A 19,172-nucleotide genomic window follows, 5' to 3' on the forward strand; every position below is an offset into this window, starting at 1 on the left:
ATTGACATCCCGTTTCCCGGCCGTGCGGCATTCCGGGTCCTGCGGACGCCGATAGGTATAGTCCAGTTCCCGTCAACTGGGCAAGATCGTAAGCAAGGTTGGACGGCCATCTTTCCCGAGTTGAGACCTCTTGGATATCCACGCGCACTTTTGTCCAACTGGCGCCTCCCCAACATCCTTGACACCACTGGATACTTGGCTCACTACTGAGTAGCACCTGAACGTATGACAACGTTGTCGGAAGTGAAGGAAGCATCAGGATGCAGACCGGATCCAGACGCACGCGCACCGGACGCCGCCCGGGCACCAAACGCCGCAGAGGCACCACGGCGGCCCTCGCCTGCCTCACGGCCGGCGCCCTGTCGGTGACCCTGCTGACCCCGTCCGCCGCAGCCCGGCCGGGACCGCCCGGCCCCGTGACGAAGACGTTCGCCTCCTCCTTCGAGGCGGGCGAGCCCGCACCCACGTGGCGGGACACCGTGGAGACCGACTCCCGGGGCCGCAAGACGACCTCCGGCGTCGACGGCGGCGAGTCGCCCGGCATCCCGGGCAATGTCACCGACCGGGTCACCGACCTGCGGGCGAGCGCCGAGAACGCGGCGGGCGGCGAGGTCAAGGAGAACCTGATCGACGTGACGCCCGGCAGCAAGTGGCTGGCGTTCGTGCCGGTCGGCTGGGTGGAGTTCGACCTGGAGGCGCCGACGAAGGTCGTGACGTACGCGCTCACTTCGGCCAACGACCACGCCGAGCGCGACCCGAAGGACTGGACCCTGGAGGGCTCGGCCGACGGCAAGACCTGGACGGTGCTGGACACGCGCAAGGGCGAGACCTTCGCCTCCCGCTTCCAGACCAAGACGTACGACTTCGCGAACGACACCGCGTACGCGCACTACCGGCTGAACATCACCGCGAACGCGGGCGCGCCGATCCTCCAGCTCGCGGACGTCCAGTTCTCGAACGGGGACACCTCGACGCCCGTCCCCGAGGAGATGCGCAGCCAGGTGGACCGTGGCCCGTCCGGCTCCCCCACCGCCAAGTCGGGCGCGGGCTTCACGGGCAAGCGGGCGCTGCGCTACGCGGGCACGCACAAGCCGAACGGCAGGGCGTACTCGTACAACAAGGTCTTCGACGTGAACACGCGCGTCGGCCGCGGCACCGAGCTGTCCTACCGCGTCTTCCCCCAGCTCCCCTCCGGCGACAAGGGCGCGGACCTCAACTACCCGGCCACCAACGTCGCCGTGGACCTCGCCTTCACCGACGGCACCTATCTGAGCGACCTGCGCGCCCTCGACCAGCACGGAGCGGTGCTCTCGCCGCAGGGCCAGGGCGCGTCCAAGACGCTCTACGCGAACCAGTGGAACCACAAGGCGTCCCGGATCGGCTCGGTCGCAGCCGGCAAGACGGTCGACCGGATCCTGGTGGCGTACGACAACCCGAAGGGTCCGGGAGAGTTCCGCGGCTGGATAGACGACGTACGCATCGCGGAGAAGGCCCCGGAGAAGCGGCTCGACCGGCTCTCCGACTACGCGCTGACCACACGCGGCACCCAGTCCAGCGGTTCCTACTCGCGCGGCAACAACATCCCGGCGACCGCCGTCCCTCACGGCTTCAACTTCTGGACGCCGGTGACGAACGCGGGCTCCACGAGCTGGCTGTACGACTACGCGCGCGGCAACAACTCCGACAACCTGCCGCAGTTGCAGGCCTTCAGTGCCAGCCACGAGCCGAGCCCCTGGATGGGCGACCGGCAGACCTTCCAGCTGATGCCCTCGGCGGTGTCGGGCACGCCCGACGCCACCCGCTCCGCCCGCGCACTGCCCTTCCGCCACGAGAACGAGACGGCGAAGCCGCACTACTACGGCGTACGGTTCGAGAACGGCCTGCGCACCGAGATGACGCCGACCGACCACGCGGCGATGATGCGCTTCACCTTCCCCGGTGACGACGCGAGCGTCATCTTCGACAACGTCTCCAACGACGGCGGCCTCACCCTCGACCCCGCGACCCGCTCCTTCACCGGCTTCTCCGACGTGAAGAGCGGCCTGTCCACGGGGGCCACGCGCCTCTTCGTGTACGGCGTCTTCGACGCTCCCGTGACCGCGAGCGGAAAGCTGAGCGGCGGCGGGGGCGACGACGTGACCGGCTACCTGCGCTTCCGGCCGGGCAAGGACAAGCAGGTCACCCTGCGCCTCGCCACCTCCCTGATCAGCGTCGACCAGGCGAAGGCGAACCTGGCGGACGAGATCCCGGCGGGCTCCCGCTTCGAGCGGATCCGCGACCGCGCACAGGACGCCTGGGACGCGATCCTGGGCCGCGTCGAGGTCGAGGGCGCGAGCCACGACCAGCTGACCACCCTCTACTCCAGCCTGTACCGGCTCTACCTCTACCCCAACTCCGGCCACGAGAAGGTGAACGGCAGGACCCAGTACGCCAGCCCCTTCTCCCCGCAGACCGGTCCGGACACCCCGACCCGCACCGGCGCGAAGATCGTCGACGGCGAGGTCTTCGTCAACAACGGCTTCTGGGACACCTACCGCACGACCTGGCCCGCGTACTCCTTCCTCACCCCGAAGACGGCGGGCCGCCTGGTCGACGGCTTCGTGCAGCAGTACAAGGACGGCGGCTGGATCTCCCGCTGGTCCTCGCCGGGTTACGCGGACCTGATGACCGGCACCTCCTCGGACGTCGCGTTCGCCGACGCGTACGTCAAGGGCGTCGACTTCGACGCTTCTTCGGCATACGAGGCGGCCCTGAAGAACGCCACCGTCCTCCCGCCCTTCTCCGGCGTCGGCCGCAAGGGCATGGACACCTCACCCTTCCTGGGCTACGCCTCGACCAAGACCCACGAGGGCCTGTCCTGGTCCCTGGAGGGCTACCTCAACGACTACGGCCTCGCGAAGATGGGCGAGGCCCTCTACAAGAAGACGAAGAAGGCCCGTTACCAGGAGGAGTCCGCCTACTTCCTCAACAGGGCCCGGAACTACGTGAAGTTGTACGACGACAAGGCGGGCTTCTTCCAGGGCCGCGACCTGAAGGGCGACTGGCGCGTGCCCTCCGCCTCGTACGATCCGCGCGTCTGGGGCTACGACTACACGGAGACCAACGGCTGGGGCTACGCCTTCACCGCCCCGCAGGACAGCCGGGGCCTCGCCAACCTCTACGGCGGCCGCGCCGGCCTCGGCAAGAAGCTGGACACCTACTTCTCCACCCCGGAGACCGCGTCCCCCGAGTTCGCGGGTTCGTACGGCAGCGTCATCCACGAGATGACGGAGGCGCGTGACGTACGGATGGGCATGTACGGCCACTCCAACCAGGTCGCCCACCACGCCACGTACATGTACAACGCGGCCGCCCAGCCGTGGAAGACGCAGGCCAAGGTCCGCGAGGTGCTCTCCCGCCTGTACACGGGCAGCGAGATCGGGCAGGGCTACCACGGCGACGAGGACAACGGCGAGCAGTCGGCCTGGTACCTCTTCTCCGCGCTCGGCTTCTACCCGCTGGTGATGGGCAGCGGCGAGTACGCGGTCGGCTCGCCCCTCTTCACCAAGGCGACCGTGCGCCTGGAGAACGGGCGCACCCTGACCGTCCGCGCCCCGAAGAACAACGCCAAGAACATCTACGTACAGGGCCTCAAGGTCAACGGGCGCGCCTGGAACTCCACCGCGCTCCCCCACGACCTGCTCGCCCGGGGCGGCACCCTGGACTTCGCGATGGGCGACCGCCCGTCCGCCTGGGGCTCGGGCCGGGGCGCCGCCCCCGTCTCGATCACCCAGGACGACAAGGTCCCGGCCCCGCACACGGACGCGCTGACCGGCGCGGGCCCGCTCTTCGACAACTCCTCGGTCACGGAAGGCCAGTTGACGTCCGCCACGGACCTCCCGGTGGCTGCGCCGACGCGCGCCCTCCAGTACACCCTGACCTCCTCGGACCGTACGAAGGCGCCGACGGAGTGGGTCCTGGAGGGCTCGCAGGACGGGACCGCCTGGACGGCCCTGGACCGGCGGGCGGGCGAGTCGTTCGCCTGGGACCGGCAGACCCGGGTCTTCACGGTGCCGAGGCCGGGGGCGTATGCGCACTACCGGCTGGTGGCGAAGGGCGCGGTGGCGGAGGTGGAGCTGCTGTCGTGATCACTTGATCCACGAAGGGCCCCGTTCCGGATGCGGAACGGGGCCCTTTCGCGTGTAGGGATCCGTCAGGAGGCCTCTGCCGCGTGCACGCCGGTCGCCCGGGTGCCCGCCCACGCCTCCCAGAGCGCGGCGTACCGGCCGCCCGCCGTGCGGAGTTCGTCGTGGGTGCCGGTCTCGACGACGCGGCCCGCGTCCAGGACGACCACGCGGTCGGCGGTGGCCGCCTGGGTGAGGCGGTGCGCCACGATGAGGGCCGTACGGCCCTCGACGGCGCGTGCGGCGGCCTTCTCCAGGGCGCGTGCCCCGGTGCTGCCCGCTTCCGCCGTGGCCTCGTCGAGGATGGCGACCGGCGGGTCGGCGAGGACCAGCCGGGCCAGGGCGAGGGACTGGGTCTGGGCGCTGGTGAGGCGGTGGCCGCCGTCGCCGACGACCGTGGCGAGGCCGTCGGGGAGCGCTTCGGCCCAGGTCAGGGCGTCGACGTGGGCGAGGGCTGTACGGAGTTCGGCGTCGCTCGCACCCGGCCGGGCGAGGCGCAGGTCCTCCGCGAGGGGGCCGGAGAAGACGTGGGTCTCCTGGGTGACCAGCGCGATCGCGCGGCGCACGGCGGCCGGGCCGAGGTCGGCGAGGTCGGCGCCGCCGAGGCGGATCGTTCCTGCACTGGGCCGGTGGATGCCCGCGATGAGCTTGGCGAGGGTCGTCTTGCCCGCACCGCTCGCGCCGACCAGGGCGACCTTCTCGCCGGGGGCGAGGGTCAGGTCGATGCCGTGCAGGACGGGGTGGCCGTTGTCGTACGAGTGGGCCAGACCGGTGACGGTGACCGAGGCGTCGCGCGCGGTGGCCGGGCGCTCGGGCTCCTCGGGCAGCGGGAGGTCGGCGACGCCGACGATGCGGGAGAGGCCGGCGGTGGCCTTCTGGGCATCGTCGAGGAGGACGAGGGCCGCGTTGATCGGGCCGAAGAGGCTGTGGAAGTACAGGGCGGCGGCGGTCGCGGTGCCGAGCGTGGCGGAGCCGTCGCGGACCAGCCAGTACCCGACGCCGAGGACTCCGGCCAGGCCGATGAACTCGCCCACGTGCAGGCGGCAGTAGAAGCTGAGGACCAGCTTCACGCCCCGCATGGTGACGTCGACGGCCGCCCGGGAGCGGGTGGTGACGCGCTCGGTGTGCGCCTTCTCCAGCCGCAGGGCGCGCACGGTGGTGGCCCCGCCGATGGTGGCGAGCAACTGCTGCTGGAGCTTGCCGGTGACGACGCGCTGCTCGGCGTAGAGGGGGACGGCCCCACGCACGTACCAGCGGGCGGTGTACGCCTGGACGGGCACGGCGAGCAGGGCGGCGACCAGGAAGCGCCAGTCGAGGAGGGCCAGCGCGCCGAAGGTCAGCACGATGGCGACGACGGAGCGCGCCAGCTCGGGCAGTGCGGAGCGCACGGCGTCCGCGACCAGCGAGACGTCACCCGTCACGCGGACGGTGAGGTCGCCGGACCCGGCGCGCTCGACGCGCTCCAGCGGCAGCCCGAGCACCCGCTCGACGAAACGTTCCCGCAGCCGGGCGAGAACGGTCTCGCCGAGCTTCGCGATCCGCGAGACGCCGAACCCGGTGAGCACGCCCTGCACGACGGCGACCACGACGAGCAGCAGCACCACTCCCGTGATCCCGTCGACCTTCCGGTCCGTCGCGAGGTCCACGATGCGGCCGAGCAGCGGCTGCGTGAACAGGCCGACGGCGGTCGCGACGATCAGCGTCCCGAAGCCGCCGAGGGCGAGCAGCCGGTGCGGGCGGGCGAGTTCGCGCACGGCGGCCCGGGTGCGGGCGGGCGTGGCGACGGGCAGCAGCACTGCATCCTGGGGAGCGCTGGTCATGAGAGCACCGCCGTGCGGTAGGAGTCGTACCGGTCGAGGAGGTCGGCGTGCGCGGCCGTGTCGGTCACGCGCCCGCCTTCGAGGAAGAGGACGCGGTCGGTGACGGCGAGCAGGGCCGGGCTGGTGGCGACGACGACGGTCGTACGTCCCTGCCGGATGTCCCGCACCCCGGCGGCGATCCGTGCCTCGGTGACCGCGTCGACGGCGGTGGTCGGGTCCTGCAGGACGAGCACGGGCGGGTCGGCGGCGAGCGCGCGGGCCAGGGCGACGCGCTGGCGCTGGCCGCCGGAGAGGGAGCGGCCGCGTTCGGTGACGGGGGTGGCGGTGCCCTCGGGCAGGGTCTCGGCGACCTCGTCGGCGCCGGAGGCGGCGAGCGCGGGGCCGAGGTCGCGGCCTGCGGGTGCGGCGGCGGCGATGTTCTCGGCGAGGGTGCCCTCGAAGAGGTCGGCGTCGTGGTCGGCGACGAGGACGGCGGTGCGTATGCGGGCCGGGTCCAGCTCCGTGAACGCGACGCCGTCCAGGGCGACGGCCCCGCTGTCCGGGTCCCCGCGCCGCCCGAGGCAGCTGAGGAGTGCGGCGGCGTCGGCGGGGTCGGGGGCGACGACGCCGAGCAGCTCACCGGGTTCGGCGTCGAGGTCGACGGCGTCGAGGCTCCCGAGGCTGACCTGCTCCAGGCGTATGCGGCCGGCGGGGGTGGGGGCGGCACTCGTGGCCGTACGGGAGGAACCGGCGCCGGGGTCGGGGGCGGCTTCCGGTGCCGTACGGGAGGAACCCGTACCGGAGGAGCCGTTGACCGGGGCGTCCGCGCCGGTCGTCCGGTCGGCACCCGACGCGCTCCCGCCGCCGCCCGGGACACCGGTGCCCACCGCCGGTTCCGCGCCGAGGAGTTCCGCGATACGGGTGGCCGAGGCGCGGCCCTGGGCGAACTTGGCGGCGATCCAGGACATGCCCGAGAGGGGACCGAGGAGGAAGAGGGCGAGGCCGACCGCCGAGACGAGTTCGCCGATGCTGATGTCGCCGGACGCGGCGAGCCGTCCGCCGACGTACGCGACCAGGGCGATGAAGGCCCCGGTCAGCATGAGGATGACCGCGCCCTGCCAGGCCTGCGCCCGCGCGGCCCCCAGGGTCGCGGTGAGCGCGTCGCGGCTGGTGGCCCGGTAGCGGGCGAGGGCGGCGGACTCGGCGCCGATGCCCTTGAGGACGCGCAGGCCCGCGACCAGGTCGGCAGCGGTGCCGGAGGCGTCGGCGGCGCTCTCCTGCTCGCCGTGGCTGCGCCGCTCCAGCGGCTTGCCGAGGAGGTTGCCGAGCCACAGCAGCAGCGGGGTGCCGAGCAGGACGACGAGCCCGAGCGGAATCGAGATCCGGACGAGCACGACGGCGCTGACGAGCACTGCGGTGAAGTTCGCGACGCCCACGATCGACGCCATGGAGACCAGCCCGACCCGTCGGGCGTCCTCGGTGGCGATGCTGGTCAGGGCGCCGGGGAGACGTCCTTCGTCGGCGCCGCCGTGCGGGTCGACGACGCGGGCGACGAGCTGGACGCGCAGCTTGTGCGCGGCCTTCTCGGCGGCGCGCTCCCAGGCGCGGGCGCCGAAGCGGAAGCTGTACGACAGGACGACGTACAGGGCGGCGAGCGCGGCCAGCCACCACAGCAGCAGGCCCCCGTCGCTCCCGCCGACGGCCCGGTCGACGACCAGGCCGATGACGACGGGCACGAGGGCCTCGGCCGCCTGGTGCGAGGCGCCCAGCACGCTGCCGAGCGCGAGTTCGCGCCGCTGGCCTGCGAAGGAGCGCCTCAGTACGTCTCGGCCTGAGAGGACCGTTCGCCCCGGGAGGGCCGTCGTCCCCACTGTGTTCCTCCGCATGTGCCGCCTTACTCGAAAAGCCCAGGGCATGAAAAGCCCAGGTAAGGCTAGCCTAAGAATTCTTGCGCCGATCCGGAGCGGCGGCCGAAGAGATCCGGAGCGGCGACCGAAGAAGTTTCGACACACATAAAGATCACAAGCGGACATAAGCCCGAGAGGCGTCAAATCCCGGTAGGCGAAAAGTAGTTGGCGTGTGAAGATACCGTGGATCAAAAACGATCAAGCCGTGGCTCCCACAAGGATTCGCCCGGCCACTCCCCTGACCATGGAGTTCTTACGTGGCCAAGTCCACCACCCGCTCGCGCGGACGCTTCCTCTCCCGCGTCGCCGTCGCCGCGATAACCGCAGCCCTCGTGGGCACGACGGTCGGCTCGGCGCAGGCGGCACCGGCGCCGAAGCCCTCGGCCGCGGAGAAGGCCGCAGCCGCCTCCCAGCAGGCCCCGCAGCAGGCCGCACCGAAGGGCCGCGCGCTCCGCGCCGCGGCGGCGGCGCAGCCCCGGCACGCACTGTTCGGCATCACGGCGTCCGACGACGCCTACATCTACGCCCCGAACGACGCGGGCGGCTACGGCGCCCGCGAGTACGTGACCCCCGGCTACTCCTTCAAGTTCGCCGCCCAGTCGCACAACAGCGACAACACCGGCGGCTACTCCGCCGGCATCTGGAGCTGGGACTACTCCGGCCGCCTGGGCTTCTCCAGCGACGCGGGCACCACCGACCTCGGCGGCGGCTGGAACGTCTACAACCAGGTCCTCTCCCCCGGCGACCTGGCCGGCGCCGCGGGCGCCGACCTGATCGCCCGCGACGGCGACGGCACCCTGTGGCTCTACCTGGGCTACGGCGACGGCCGCCTCACCGCGAAGACCAAGATCGGCGGCGGCTGGGGCCAGTACACCCAGATCGCGGGCCTCGGTGACGTCAGCGGCGACGGCCGGGCCGACATCGTCGCCCGCGACGGCTCCGGCACCCTCTGGCTCTACCAGGGCAACGGCGACCGCAACGACCCGTTCGCGTCCCGCGTCAAGATCGGCGGCGGCTGGAACACGTTCAACGCCCTCGTGGGCGCGGGCGACCTCGACGGCGACGGTCTCTCGGACCTGATCGCCCGGGGCACCGACGGTTCGCTGTGGCGCTACTCGGGCACCGGCAACCCCGCCGCCCCGTTCAAGGCGCGCGCGCAGATCGGCACCAGCGGCTGGAACGCGTACCGCCTGATGTTCTGATCCACCCCGCGCGTCGCCCGACGGCGCGCAGCGCACGGCCGAGAGGGCCGCACCCCTGCGGGGGTGCGGCCCTCTCTCGTCACATCAGCCCCAATAACCCCTGGCGCAGGGGTAGTTGGCGTGTGAAGATATCGTGAATCACTTCTGCCGAACTCATGGCGCGTGTCAACTCTTCCGCGCCACGGCTCCTTCCTGCCTCCGGAGAACCGCATGGCCAAAAGCACTTCCCGTACGCGCGGGCGCATCCTGTCCCGCCTGACCGTCGCCGCGCTCGCGGCGGCCCTCGTCGGCACCACGGCCGGGGCTGCCCAGGCCGGGGAGATCCCGTTCAGGGAGCGGACCGCCGAGCTCAAGTCCGTCTCCCCCGCCCCGCAGAACGCCCCCCAGAACGCCGCGCGCGGCGTCGCCCGGGCGGCCGAGGAAGGCGTGCGCCAGGAGCTCTACGCCTTCGCGGGCCCGAAGTTCTACTGGTACACGCCCGACGGCAAGGGCGGCTACCAGGCTCGTGACACCAAGAACAACACCACCTGGGGCACCCTCAAGTTCCTCACCCACACCGACCGTGACTTCGACGGGTACACGGACGGCATCTGGGAGTGGCACACGGACGGCTCCCTGTACTACCAGGACGACCTCGGCGGCCGTCGGGTCGGCGGTGGCTGGAAGATCTACAACACCCTCTTCTCGCCCGGGAACCTGGGCGGTGCCGCCGGCTACGACGTGCTCGCCCGTGACGCCTCCGGCGTGCTGTGGCTCTACCTGGGCTACGGCGACGGCAATCTGACCGCGCGCACCAAGGTGGGCAGCGGCTGGGGCCAGTACACCCAGATCACCGGCCGCGGCGACATCTCCGGCGACGGCAAGGCCGACATCGTCGCCCGCGACCGCTCCGGCACGCTCTGGCTCTACCAGGGCACCGGCGACCGGAAGGCCCCCTTCAAGGGGCGGACCAAGATCGGCGGCGGCTGGAACACGTACAACACGCTGGTGGGCACGGGCGACCTCGACTTCGACGGGATCACCGACCTGGTCGCACGCGACACCAAGGGCGCGCTGTGGCGCTACTCGGGCACGGGCAACCCGGCCGTCCCGTACAACCAGCGCGTGAAGATCGGCACCAGCGGCTGGAACCAGTACCGCATCATCGCCTAGCACCCGCTCCGCACCACGCACAGCACGAGGGCCGCACCCTCTTCCGGGAGTGCGGCCCTTTGTACGCCGTGCGGAGCAGCTACTAGCTGCGGATCAGCGAACGCAGCACGTACTGCAGGATGCCGCCGTTGCGGTAGTAGTCCGCCTCGCCGGGGGTGTCGATGCGGAGCTTGGCGTCGAACTCGACGTCGCCCGCCTTCACCTTCAGCGTGTCCGGGATGCCACCGTCGTTGAGGCCGGTGACGCCGGTGATGGAGAAGGTCTCCTCGCCGGTCAGACCGAGCGACTCGGCCGAGGCGCCCTCCGGGTACTGGAGCGGGAGGACGCCCATGCCGATGAGGTTCGAGCGGTGGATGCGCTCGTACGACTCGGCGATGACGGCCTTGACGCCGAGCAGCGCGGTGCCCTTGGCCGCCCAGTCGCGGGACGAGCCCGAGCCGTACTCCTTGCCCGCCAGGATGACCAGCGGGGTGCCGGCGGCCTGGTAGTTCTGGGAGGCGTCGTAGATGTACGAGACCGGACCGTCGGCCTGGGTGAAGTCGCGGGTGAAGCCGCCTTCCGTACCCGGCGCGATCTGGTTGCGCAGGCGGATGTTGGCGAAGGTGCCGCGGATCATGACCTCGTGGTTGCCTCGGCGCGAGCCGTAGGAGTTGAAGTCACGACGCTCGACGCCGTGCTCCGTGAGGTACTTGCCGGCCGGGGTGTCGGCCTTGATCGCACCGGCCGGGGAGATGTGGTCGGTGGTGACCGAGTCGCCCAGCTTGGCCAGGACGCGGGCGCCCGCGATGTCCTCGACCGGGGTCGTCTCCATCGTCATGCCCTCGAAGTACGGGGGCTTGCGGACGTAGGTGGACTCGTTGTCCCACTCGAAGGTGTTGCCGGTCGGGATCGGCAGCGCCTGCCACTGGGCGTCGCCCGCGAAGACGTCCTGGTAGGACTTGTTGAACATGTCCTCGCCGATGGCGTTCGCCACGACGTCGTTGACCTCGGCCTCGGTCGGCCAGATGTCGGCCAGGAAGACCGGCTTGCCGTCCTGGTCGGTGCCGAGCGCGTCCTTGGTGATGTCGACCTTCATCGAACCGGCCAGGGCGTACGCGACGACCAGCGGCGGGGACGCCAGGTAGTTCATCTTGACGTCGGGGTTGATGCGGCCCTCGAAGTTGCGGTTGCCCGAGAGCACCGACGTCACGGCCAGGTCGTGGTCGTTGACGGCCTTGGAGACCTCCTCGGGCAGCGGGCCCGAGTTGCCGATGCAGGTGGTGCAGCCGTAGCCGACCAGGTTGAAGCCGACCTTGTCGAGGTACGGGGTGAGCCCGGCCTTGTCGAAGTAGTCGGTGACGACCTTGGAGCCCGGGGCGAGCGTGGTCTTGACCCACGGCTTGCGGGTCAGGCCCTTCTCGGTGGCCTTCTTCGCGACGAGCGCGGCGGCGACCATGACGTACGGGTTGGACGTGTTGGTGCAGGAGGTGATGGCCGCGACCGTCACCGCACCGTGGTCCAGCTCGTAGGTGGAGCCGTCGGGGGCGGTCACGGTGACCGGGTTCGACGGGGTGCCGGCGGAGGTGGCCGGGGCGTCGGAGGCCGGGAAGGACTCCTTCTCCGCCTCCATGTCGTCGGTGACGTAGTTGCGTACGTCGACGGCGAACTGCTGGGCCGCGTTGGCCAGGACGATGCGGTCCTGCGGACGCTTCGGGCCGGCGATGGAGGGGACGACCGTGGAGAGGTCGAGCTCCAGCTTCTCGGAGAAGTCCGGCTCGGCGGCCGGGTCCAGCCACAGACCCTGCTCCTTGGCGTACGCCTCGACGAGCGCGACCTGCTGGGCGTCGCGGCCGGTCAGACGCAGGTACTTCAGCGTCTCGTCGTCGATCGGGAAGATCGCGGCGGTGGAGCCGAACTCCGGCGACATGTTGCCGATGGTGGCGCGGTTCGCGAGCGACGTCGCCGCCACACCCTCACCGTAGAACTCGACGAACTTGCCGACGACGCCGTGCTTGCGCAGCATCTCGGTGATGGTCAGCACGAGGTCGGTGGCGGTGGTGCCGGCCGGGAGCTCGCCGGTCAGCTTGAAGCCGACGACGCGCGGGATCAGCATGGAGACCGGCTGGCCGAGCATCGCGGCCTCGGCCTCGATGCCGCCGACGCCCCAGCCCAGGACACCCAGGCCGTTGACCATGGTGGTGTGCGAGTCGGTGCCGACGAGGGTGTCGGGGTACGCCTGGCCGTTGCGCACCATGACCGTACGGGCGAGGTGCTCGATGTTGACCTGGTGGACGATGCCCGTGCCCGGGGGGACGACCTTGAACTCGTCGAAGGCGGTCTGGCCCCAGCGCAGGAACTGGTAGCGCTCCTTGTTGCGGCCGTACTCCAGCTCCACGTTCTGCTGGAAGGCGTTCGCGGTGCCGAACTTGTCGGCGATGACGGAGTGGTCGATGACCAGCTCGGCCGGTGCGAGGGGGTTGATCTTCGCCGGGTCGCCGCCCAGCTCCTTCACGGCCTCACGCATGGTCGCGAGGTCCACGACGCAGGGCACGCCGGTGAAGTCCTGCATGATCACGCGGGCCGGCGTGAACTGGATCTCCTGGCTGGGCTGGGCCTGGGAGTCCCAGCTGCCGATCGCGCGGATGTGGTCGGCGGTGATGTTCGCGCCGTCCTCCGTGCGGAGCAGGTTCTCCAGCAGCACCTTCAGGCTGTAAGGGAGGCGCGCGGAGCCCTCGACCTTGTCCAGCTTGAAGATCTCGTACGACTCGTCACCCACGCGCAGCGTGCTGCGGGCGTCGAAGCTGTTCGCCGACACGACAGTCTCCTTCAGTCAAAAAAGTGCGCGTTCTACCGCAATACAGCAATCCTGCCGCCACGACTCCGGGCCGACCCGCTAAGGTAAGGCTTAGTTAGGTAACCCTTACCGAGAAGTGGTGACTGCGGCGCGCTGGGCAGATATCTCGATGTCGAGATAACTCTAGTACATGGCCGCAGTACGGTCATGCCCGGCCGCCCCCTCCTGCCGACCCCCGGCCCGGAGCGGGCGCCTCCGCATGCCCTTTTCCACCGGTCAGGAGTCCGCAAGTGCCCCACACTTCCATCACCGCCGTACCCGTGTCCGACGAGAAGGCCGGCCCGTACGGCGTTGCGGCGGGCCCGGACGGGGCCATGTGGTTCACCAAGGTCCACGAGGGCGCGGTCGGGCGGCTCGGCGCCGACGGGGAGATCACCTCGTACGCGCTGGCCGACCCGGAGGGCGGTCCCACCGTGATCGCGCCCGGTCCGGACGGTGCGCTGTGGTTCACCGAGTACAAGGGGAACCGGGTCGGCCGGATCACCCTCGACGGCGAGATCACGTCGTACGAACGGCCCGGCGCGGGCCCGTACGGCATCGCGGCGGGCCCCGACGGGGCGATGTGGTTCACGGAGATGAACACCGACCGGATCTGCCGGATCACCCCGGAGGGCGACGTGACCGAGTTCACGGTGCCGGTCGAGGGCGGCTTCCCGTCGGCGATCGCGGCGGGCCCGGACGGGCGGCGGCTGTGGTTCACGCTCAACCAGGGCAATGCGGTCGCCTCGATCGATCTTTCCGGAGAGGTACGGGTGCACCCGCTGCCCACCGAGGCCGCCGGGCCCGTCGGGCTCGCGGCCGGGCCCGACGGGGCGATGTGGTTCGTCGAGATCATGGCGGGCCAGGTCGGGCGGATCGACGCCGAGGGCGCGGTCACGGAGTTCCCCCTCCCCGACCGCGCCGCGCGCCCGCACGCGCTGGTCGCGGGGGCGGACGGCGCGATGTGGTTCACCGAGTGGGGTGCCAACCGGATCGGCCGCATCGCGGTGGACGGCTCGCGGATCGACGCGTACGACATCCCCTCCGGCTCCTCGGAGCCGCACGGCATCGCGCTCGGCCCGGACGGAGTGCTCTGGACGGCACTGGAGTCGGGGGCGCTGGGGCGGATCGAGGCCGCCTGACGAATCGCCCGGATACATGACGGGAGCTGTCATGTATCCGGGGCATGCTCCTGCACACCGGCGCAACACCGCGCCGATGGTCGCGAGTTGAGGAGCAGCACAGTGGCGAGCAAGGACTTCCCGGCCGTCGAGGGTTCCACGTACGTCCCCGGGGACGAGGGGTACGACGCGGAGCTCGCCGGATTCAACACCGCGTACGCGCACCGCCCCTCCGTGGTCGTGGCGGCCCGGACCGCCGAGGACGTCCGGGCCGCGGTGACGTACGCCCGCGAGCACCGCCTGAGCGTCGCCGTACAGGCCACCGGCCACGGGCTCTCGGTGGCGAACGAGGGCGGAGTCGTGATCAGCACCCGCGAACTGGACGGCGTCCGCATCGACGTCAAGGCGCGCACCGCATGGATCGAGGCGGGCGTGCAATGGGGCCGCGTGATCGAGGAGGCCGCCCGGTTCGGGCTCGCGCCCCTCAGCGGATCGTTCCCGGGCGTCGGCGCGGTCTCGTACACGCTCGGCGGCGGCATCGGCATCCTGGCCCGCGAGTTCGGATACGCGGCCGACCACCTGAAGGCCGCCGAACTGGTCACCGCCGACGGGGAGTTGAGGACGGTGGACGCCGCGAGCGACCCCGAACTGCTCTGGGCGCTGCGCGGGGCCGGGCACAACTTCGGCGTGGTGACCGCGATCGAGATCGGCCTCGTTCCGGTGGAGCGGGTGTACGGCGGCCAGCTCGTCTTCGACGGGGAGCACGCCGAGCAGCTGATGCGGACGTGGGCCGCGTGGACGAGGACGGTGCCGGAGACGGTCAGCTCGGGGATCGGGTTCGTCGTGTACCCGGACATTCCCGTGCTCCCCGACGTACTGCGCGGACGGTACGTGGCCACGGTCTCGGTGGCCTTCAACGGGCCGGCCGAGGAGGGCGAGCGGCTGGTGGCTCCGCTGCGGGCGGTCGCGACGCCGCTCAAGGACGGCATCCGCGAGATGCCGTACACGGACAGCGCCGAGATCTACAGCGACCCGCCCTTTCCGCACGCGTACACCTCCACGAACGCGCTGCTCAGCGGCATCGACGAGGATGCGCTCGCCTCCGTGCTCAAGGCGGGCGGGCCCGACGCGGACATCATGTGCGTCCTCGGCGTGCGGCACCTCGGGGGTGCGCTGGCGCGGACGCCGGAGGACGGCGGGAGTGCGCTCGGGCACCGGGACGCCGCGTACCTTGTGCAGCTCATCACACCGATCGAGGGGAACGATTCCCTGGCCGTCGCCCGTTCCGTACAGGACGACCTGCACACCACGCTCGGCGCGCGGACGCTGGGCTCGGCGCTTGCGTTCACGTTCGCGGACGGCGAGCGGGCCACGGAGGCGCAGACCAGGAGCGGTTACGAGGCCGCGGACTACGAGCGGCTGGCGCGGCTGAAGGGCCGCCTGGACCCCGGGAACCTCTTCCGGAACAACCGCAACATCGTCCCGGTGACGGACTGAGCGGGCACGGGCCGACCTGACGGGGCGACAGGTCGGTCACCCGGCCCGTCACCCCTCTGGTCCAGCCGGGTGAGTTGTCATCTCATATCTGAGATAGCCTTCCGCTCATGGCAGACGACTACCTCGTACGCATCGGCAAGCTCATCCGTGACGCGCGTCAGCACCGTGGCTGGACGCAGACGCAGCTCGCGGACGCACTCGGCACCAGCCAGAGCGCGGTGAACCGGATCGAGCGCGGCAATCAAAACATCAGCCTTGAGATGATCGCCCGAATCGGTGAAGCCCTCGACAGTGAGATCGTGTCGCTGGGGTACTCGGGTCCGATGCATCTTCGAGTGGTGGGGGGTCGTCGCCTCTCCGGCGCGATCGACGTCAAGACCAGCAAGAACGCGTGCGTGGCGCTGCTGTGCGGCTCGCTCCTGAACAAGGGCCGCACGGTCCTGCGCAAGGTCGCCCGGATCGAGGAGGTGTTCCGCCTTCTGGAGGTACTCGGCTCCATCGGCGTGCGCACCCGCTGGATCAACGACGGCAAGGACCTGGAGATCGTCCCGCCGGCCGAGCTGGACATGGCGGCCATCGACGCGGACGCCGCCCGCCGGACCCGCTCGATCATCATGTTCCTCGGCCCGCTGCTGCACCGCATGGACCGCTTCAAGCTGCCGTACGCGGGCGGCTGCGACCTCGGCACGCGCACGATCGAGCCGCACATGATCGCGCTGCGCCGGTTCGGCCTGGACATCACCGCTACCGAGGGCATCTACCACGCCGAGGTCGAGAAGTCGGCCGGTCCCGACCGCCCGATCGTCCTGACCGAGCGCGGCGACACCGTCACCGAGAACGCGCTGCTGGCCGCCGCCCGGCACGACGGCACGACCGTCATCCGCAACGCGTCCTCCAACTACATGGTCCAGGACCTGTGCTTCTTCCTGGAGGCGCTGGGCGTCAAGGTCGAGGGCGTCGGCACCACCACCCTGACCGTGCACGGCGTGCCGGACATCGACGTCGACGTCGACTACTCCCCCTCCGAGGACCCGGTCGAGGCGATGAGCCTGCTGGCCGCCGCCGTGGTCACGGAGTCCGAGCTGACGATCCGCCGGGTCCCGATCGAGTTCCTGGAGATCGAGCTCGCCGTCCTGGAGGAGATGGGCCTCGACCACGACCGCTCCGCCGAGTACAGCGCGGACAACGGCCGCACCCGTCTCGTCGACCTGACGGTCCGCCCCTCGAAGCTCGAAGCGCCGATCGACAAGATCCACCCGATGCCCTTCCCGGGCCTCAACATCGACAACGTGCCCTTCTTCGCGGCCATCGCGGCCACGGCCCAGGGCCAGACCCTCATCCACGACTGGGTCTACGACAACCGCGCGATCTACCTCACGGACCTCAACCGCCTCGGCGGCCGCCTCCAACTCCTGGACCCGCACCGGGTGTTGGTCGAGGGCCCGACCCGCTGGCGCGCGGCCGAGATGATGTGCCCGCCCGCGCTGCGGCCCGCCGTGGTCGTCCTGCTGGCCATGATGGCGGCCGAGGGCACGTCCGTACTGCGCAACGTGTACGTGATCAACCGGGGTTACGAGGACCTGGCGGAGCGCCTGAACTCGGTGGGCGCGCAGATCGAGATCTTCCGGGACATCTAGGACTCGGAGGAGTCAGGTCCGGCGGATTCGCCCAGCGCCCGGTGCATGTGCTCCAGGCGCGCACGGGTCCGCCGGACCTCCCGGACCTCCGCCCAGCCGAGGAGCACGACGAGCGCCACCGCGCCCAGGCCGATCAGCGGGTCGAAGACGAGGAACGCCAGCACGCAGAACCCGGCTCCGATCACACCGAACACCGGGAGGGCCCGCCGACGGCGCTCGAGGCGGGTGCCGTGGCGGGCGACCAGGGTGCGCATCGCCTCGCGGTCCTCCGCGGCGGAGGGCACCAGCCCCTTCTTCAACCAGTTCTCCATGCGCCCGAGTTGGACCTTCGAGACGTTTGCCGCACGGCGGTCCGCGCGGGACAGGTACAGCGTGCCGACCACCGCCCCGCTGCCGGAAAGGCAGCCCATGACCAGGCTGTCGAGCCATTCGGACTGAAGGTCGACCGAAGCGAGCACGAGCACCGCGACGACCCACACCACGGCGGCGTAGATCCAGGGGCGGTCGTTCACCCAGGCGAGGGCACGGCGCGAAGAACCCGACATCGAAGACATGTTCGGCATCTTAGGGCCGTCCTGACCTGGCGCTTCACCCAGGCGGGGGGAGTCAGGGCCGGGCGGGGGCGCTGCGGTGGGCGAAGCGCTCCTTGGCCGTGCGGCCCCGCCGCTCCACCGGGATCGCGCCGGTCGCGGCGGAGAGACCGTACGGCGGCATGTAGGCGTAGATGGACTCGTACGAGCCCTCCGGCGAGACGTACGACTCGTGCCACAGGCCGACGTGGCCGGGCACCTTGCCCTCGCGCTGCTTGCGGTTGATGTACTTCCACACCCGGTGGTGGAACATCTGCGGCGAGGCGGCGTAGCTGTAGAGCTGCTCCTTGGTCTTCCAGTACTGGACGACGTAGTACGAGCGCGGGGACCCGGTGAGCAGGACGTGGCCGAGCAGACCCCGGCTGCGGTCCTTCTTCAGCTCGCTGAGCATCCGGAACATCGACACCATCACCGGCAGCCAGTGGTGCACCGCCCAGAAGTGGTTGATCCGCATGCCGATCAGCAGGACCACGGCGTCGCCCTCCAGGGCCGCCGTGGTGTTCCCCATGTTCACCTTGCCGGACATCTCGCCCACCCCTCAGCTCAGCTCGGCCAACTCGGTACGGGCGCTTGGATAACACGACTATCCAAGCGGCGCATGGTTGGATAGTGACACTCCCCAAGGAGAGGTACAAGGGATGCGGCTGGCCGAGTTGAGCGAGCGGAGCGGAGTCTCCCTCGCGACCATCAAGTACTACCTGCGGCAAGGGCTGTTGGCGCCCGGCAGCCGCGTCTCGGCGACGACCGCCGAGTACGACGAGAGCCATGTGCGGCGACTGCGTCTCATACGCGCCCTGCTCCAGGTGGGCGGGCTGCCGGTGGCGACCGCGCGCAAGGTGCTGGGGCACGTGGACGACGCGTCCCTCGGCCGTACGATCCGGATGGGCGCGGCGCTCTGGGAGTTGCCGCACGGGCCCGACCCGGACGACGACGGCAAGGACGAGGCCACGGCGGCGGCGCGGGTCGAGGTGGACCGGCTGCTGGAGAAGCTGGGCTGGGGGACGGTGCGGGAGATAGGTGAACTGTCTCCCGCACACCGGTCGTTGGTGGTGGCGGTGGCGACGCTCAGACGCCTCGGGTACGCGTGGGACTCCGAACTGATGGCCCCGTACGCCGAGTTGATGCACCAGGCGGCGGTCCGTGATCTCGACTTCGTGGAGACGCATCCTTCGGAGGAGGAGAAGGTCGAGACCGCGGTCGCGGCGGCGATACTGTTCCGGCCGGTCCTGGAGGCGCTGCACCGGCTGGCGCAGGAGGAGGAGTCGGCGCGGCGGTACGGGCTGTAGGGCCGG

At 70.7% G+C, this 19,172-nt stretch carries 12 protein-coding genes; 7 read left to right on the forward strand and 5 right to left on the reverse strand.

Annotation, left to right across the window (positions count from 1 at the left end; translation table 11 throughout):
- Window positions 1-260 precede the first annotated feature (260 nt).
- Window positions 261-4,127 carry a GH92 family glycosyl hydrolase gene (locus IE269_RS13255; protein ID WP_189823079.1) on the forward strand — a complete coding sequence of 1,289 codons (3,867 nt, stop codon included), beginning with the start codon at window positions 261-263 and terminating at the stop codon, window positions 4,125-4,127.
- 65 nt (window positions 4,128-4,192) lie between these two features.
- Here the strand turns inward: IE269_RS13255 and IE269_RS13260 are convergent, their stop codons facing one another.
- Both IE269_RS13260 and IE269_RS13265 read right to left on the reverse strand, forming a co-directional pair.
- Window positions 4,193-5,983: an ABC transporter ATP-binding protein gene (locus tag IE269_RS13260; RefSeq protein ID WP_189823080.1), complete on the reverse strand. Its 1,791-nt coding sequence runs from the start codon at window positions 5,981-5,983 to the stop codon at window positions 4,193-4,195.
- Window positions 5,980-7,848 carry an ABC transporter transmembrane domain-containing protein gene (locus IE269_RS13265; RefSeq protein WP_189823081.1) on the reverse strand — a complete coding sequence of 623 codons (1,869 nt, stop codon included), beginning with the start codon at window positions 7,846-7,848 and terminating at the stop codon, window positions 5,980-5,982. The genes IE269_RS13260 and IE269_RS13265 overlap by 4 nt, the downstream gene beginning before the upstream one ends.
- A gap of 278 nt (window positions 7,849-8,126) precedes the next feature.
- On the opposite strand from IE269_RS13265, the gene IE269_RS13270 reads away from it, so the two are divergent.
- Together IE269_RS13270 and IE269_RS13275 are read left to right on the forward strand one after the other, a co-directional pair.
- Window positions 8,127-9,071, forward strand: coding sequence for an FG-GAP repeat domain-containing protein (locus tag IE269_RS13270; RefSeq protein WP_189823082.1), 945 nt, complete (start codon window positions 8,127-8,129; stop codon window positions 9,069-9,071).
- Window positions 9,072-9,281: 210 nt separating this feature from the next.
- Window positions 9,282-10,223 carry an FG-GAP repeat domain-containing protein gene (locus IE269_RS13275; RefSeq protein WP_189823083.1) on the forward strand — a complete coding sequence of 314 codons (942 nt, stop codon included), beginning with the start codon at window positions 9,282-9,284 and terminating at the stop codon, window positions 10,221-10,223.
- Window positions 10,224-10,305: 82 nt separating this feature from the next.
- Here the strand turns inward: IE269_RS13275 and acnA are convergent, their stop codons facing one another.
- Window positions 10,306-13,017: an aconitate hydratase AcnA gene (gene acnA, locus IE269_RS13280; protein ID WP_189823084.1), complete on the reverse strand. Its 2,712-nt coding sequence runs from the start codon at window positions 13,015-13,017 to the stop codon at window positions 10,306-10,308.
- A gap of 269 nt (window positions 13,018-13,286) precedes the next feature.
- Between acnA and IE269_RS13285 the strand changes: the two genes are divergently transcribed.
- The 3 genes from IE269_RS13285 to IE269_RS13295 all read left to right on the forward strand — a co-directional run bounded on the left by IE269_RS13285 (window position 13,287) and on the right by IE269_RS13295 (window position 17,290).
- A complete protein-coding gene (locus tag IE269_RS13285; protein WP_189823085.1) occupies window positions 13,287-14,177 on the forward strand; it encodes a Vgb family protein in 891 nt (296 codons plus the stop codon).
- Between the two features lie 102 nt (window positions 14,178-14,279).
- Window positions 14,280-15,653, forward strand: a complete 1,374-nt coding sequence (locus IE269_RS13290) for an FAD-binding oxidoreductase (protein WP_189823086.1) — start codon at window positions 14,280-14,282, stop codon at window positions 15,651-15,653.
- A 107-nt stretch (window positions 15,654-15,760) separates the two neighbouring features.
- Window positions 15,761-17,290, forward strand: coding sequence for a helix-turn-helix domain-containing protein (locus tag IE269_RS13295; RefSeq protein WP_189823087.1), 1,530 nt, complete (start codon window positions 15,761-15,763; stop codon window positions 17,288-17,290).
- Here IE269_RS13295 and IE269_RS13300 read toward each other — a convergent pair.
- On the reverse strand, window positions 17,287-17,844 hold the full coding sequence (locus IE269_RS13300) for a hypothetical protein (protein ID WP_189823088.1): 558 nt from the start codon (window positions 17,842-17,844) through the stop codon (window positions 17,287-17,289). The genes IE269_RS13295 and IE269_RS13300 overlap by 4 nt on opposite strands.
- Before the next feature lie 52 nt (window positions 17,845-17,896).
- Window positions 17,897-18,406 (reverse strand): DUF4188 domain-containing protein, encoded by a 510-nt coding sequence (locus tag IE269_RS13305; protein WP_189823089.1) that lies wholly within the window; start codon window positions 18,404-18,406, stop codon window positions 17,897-17,899.
- A 112-nt stretch (window positions 18,407-18,518) separates the two neighbouring features.
- Between IE269_RS13305 and IE269_RS13310 the strand changes: the two genes are divergently transcribed.
- Window positions 18,519-19,166, forward strand: a complete 648-nt coding sequence (locus IE269_RS13310) for a MerR family transcriptional regulator (protein WP_189823090.1) — start codon at window positions 18,519-18,521, stop codon at window positions 19,164-19,166.
- Window positions 19,167-19,172: the final 6 nt, after the last annotated feature.

The sequence above is a fragment of the Streptomyces spiroverticillatus genome (assembly GCA_014650415.1).
Lineage (GTDB): Bacteria > Actinomycetota > Actinomycetes > Streptomycetales > Streptomycetaceae > Streptomyces > Streptomyces spiroverticillatus.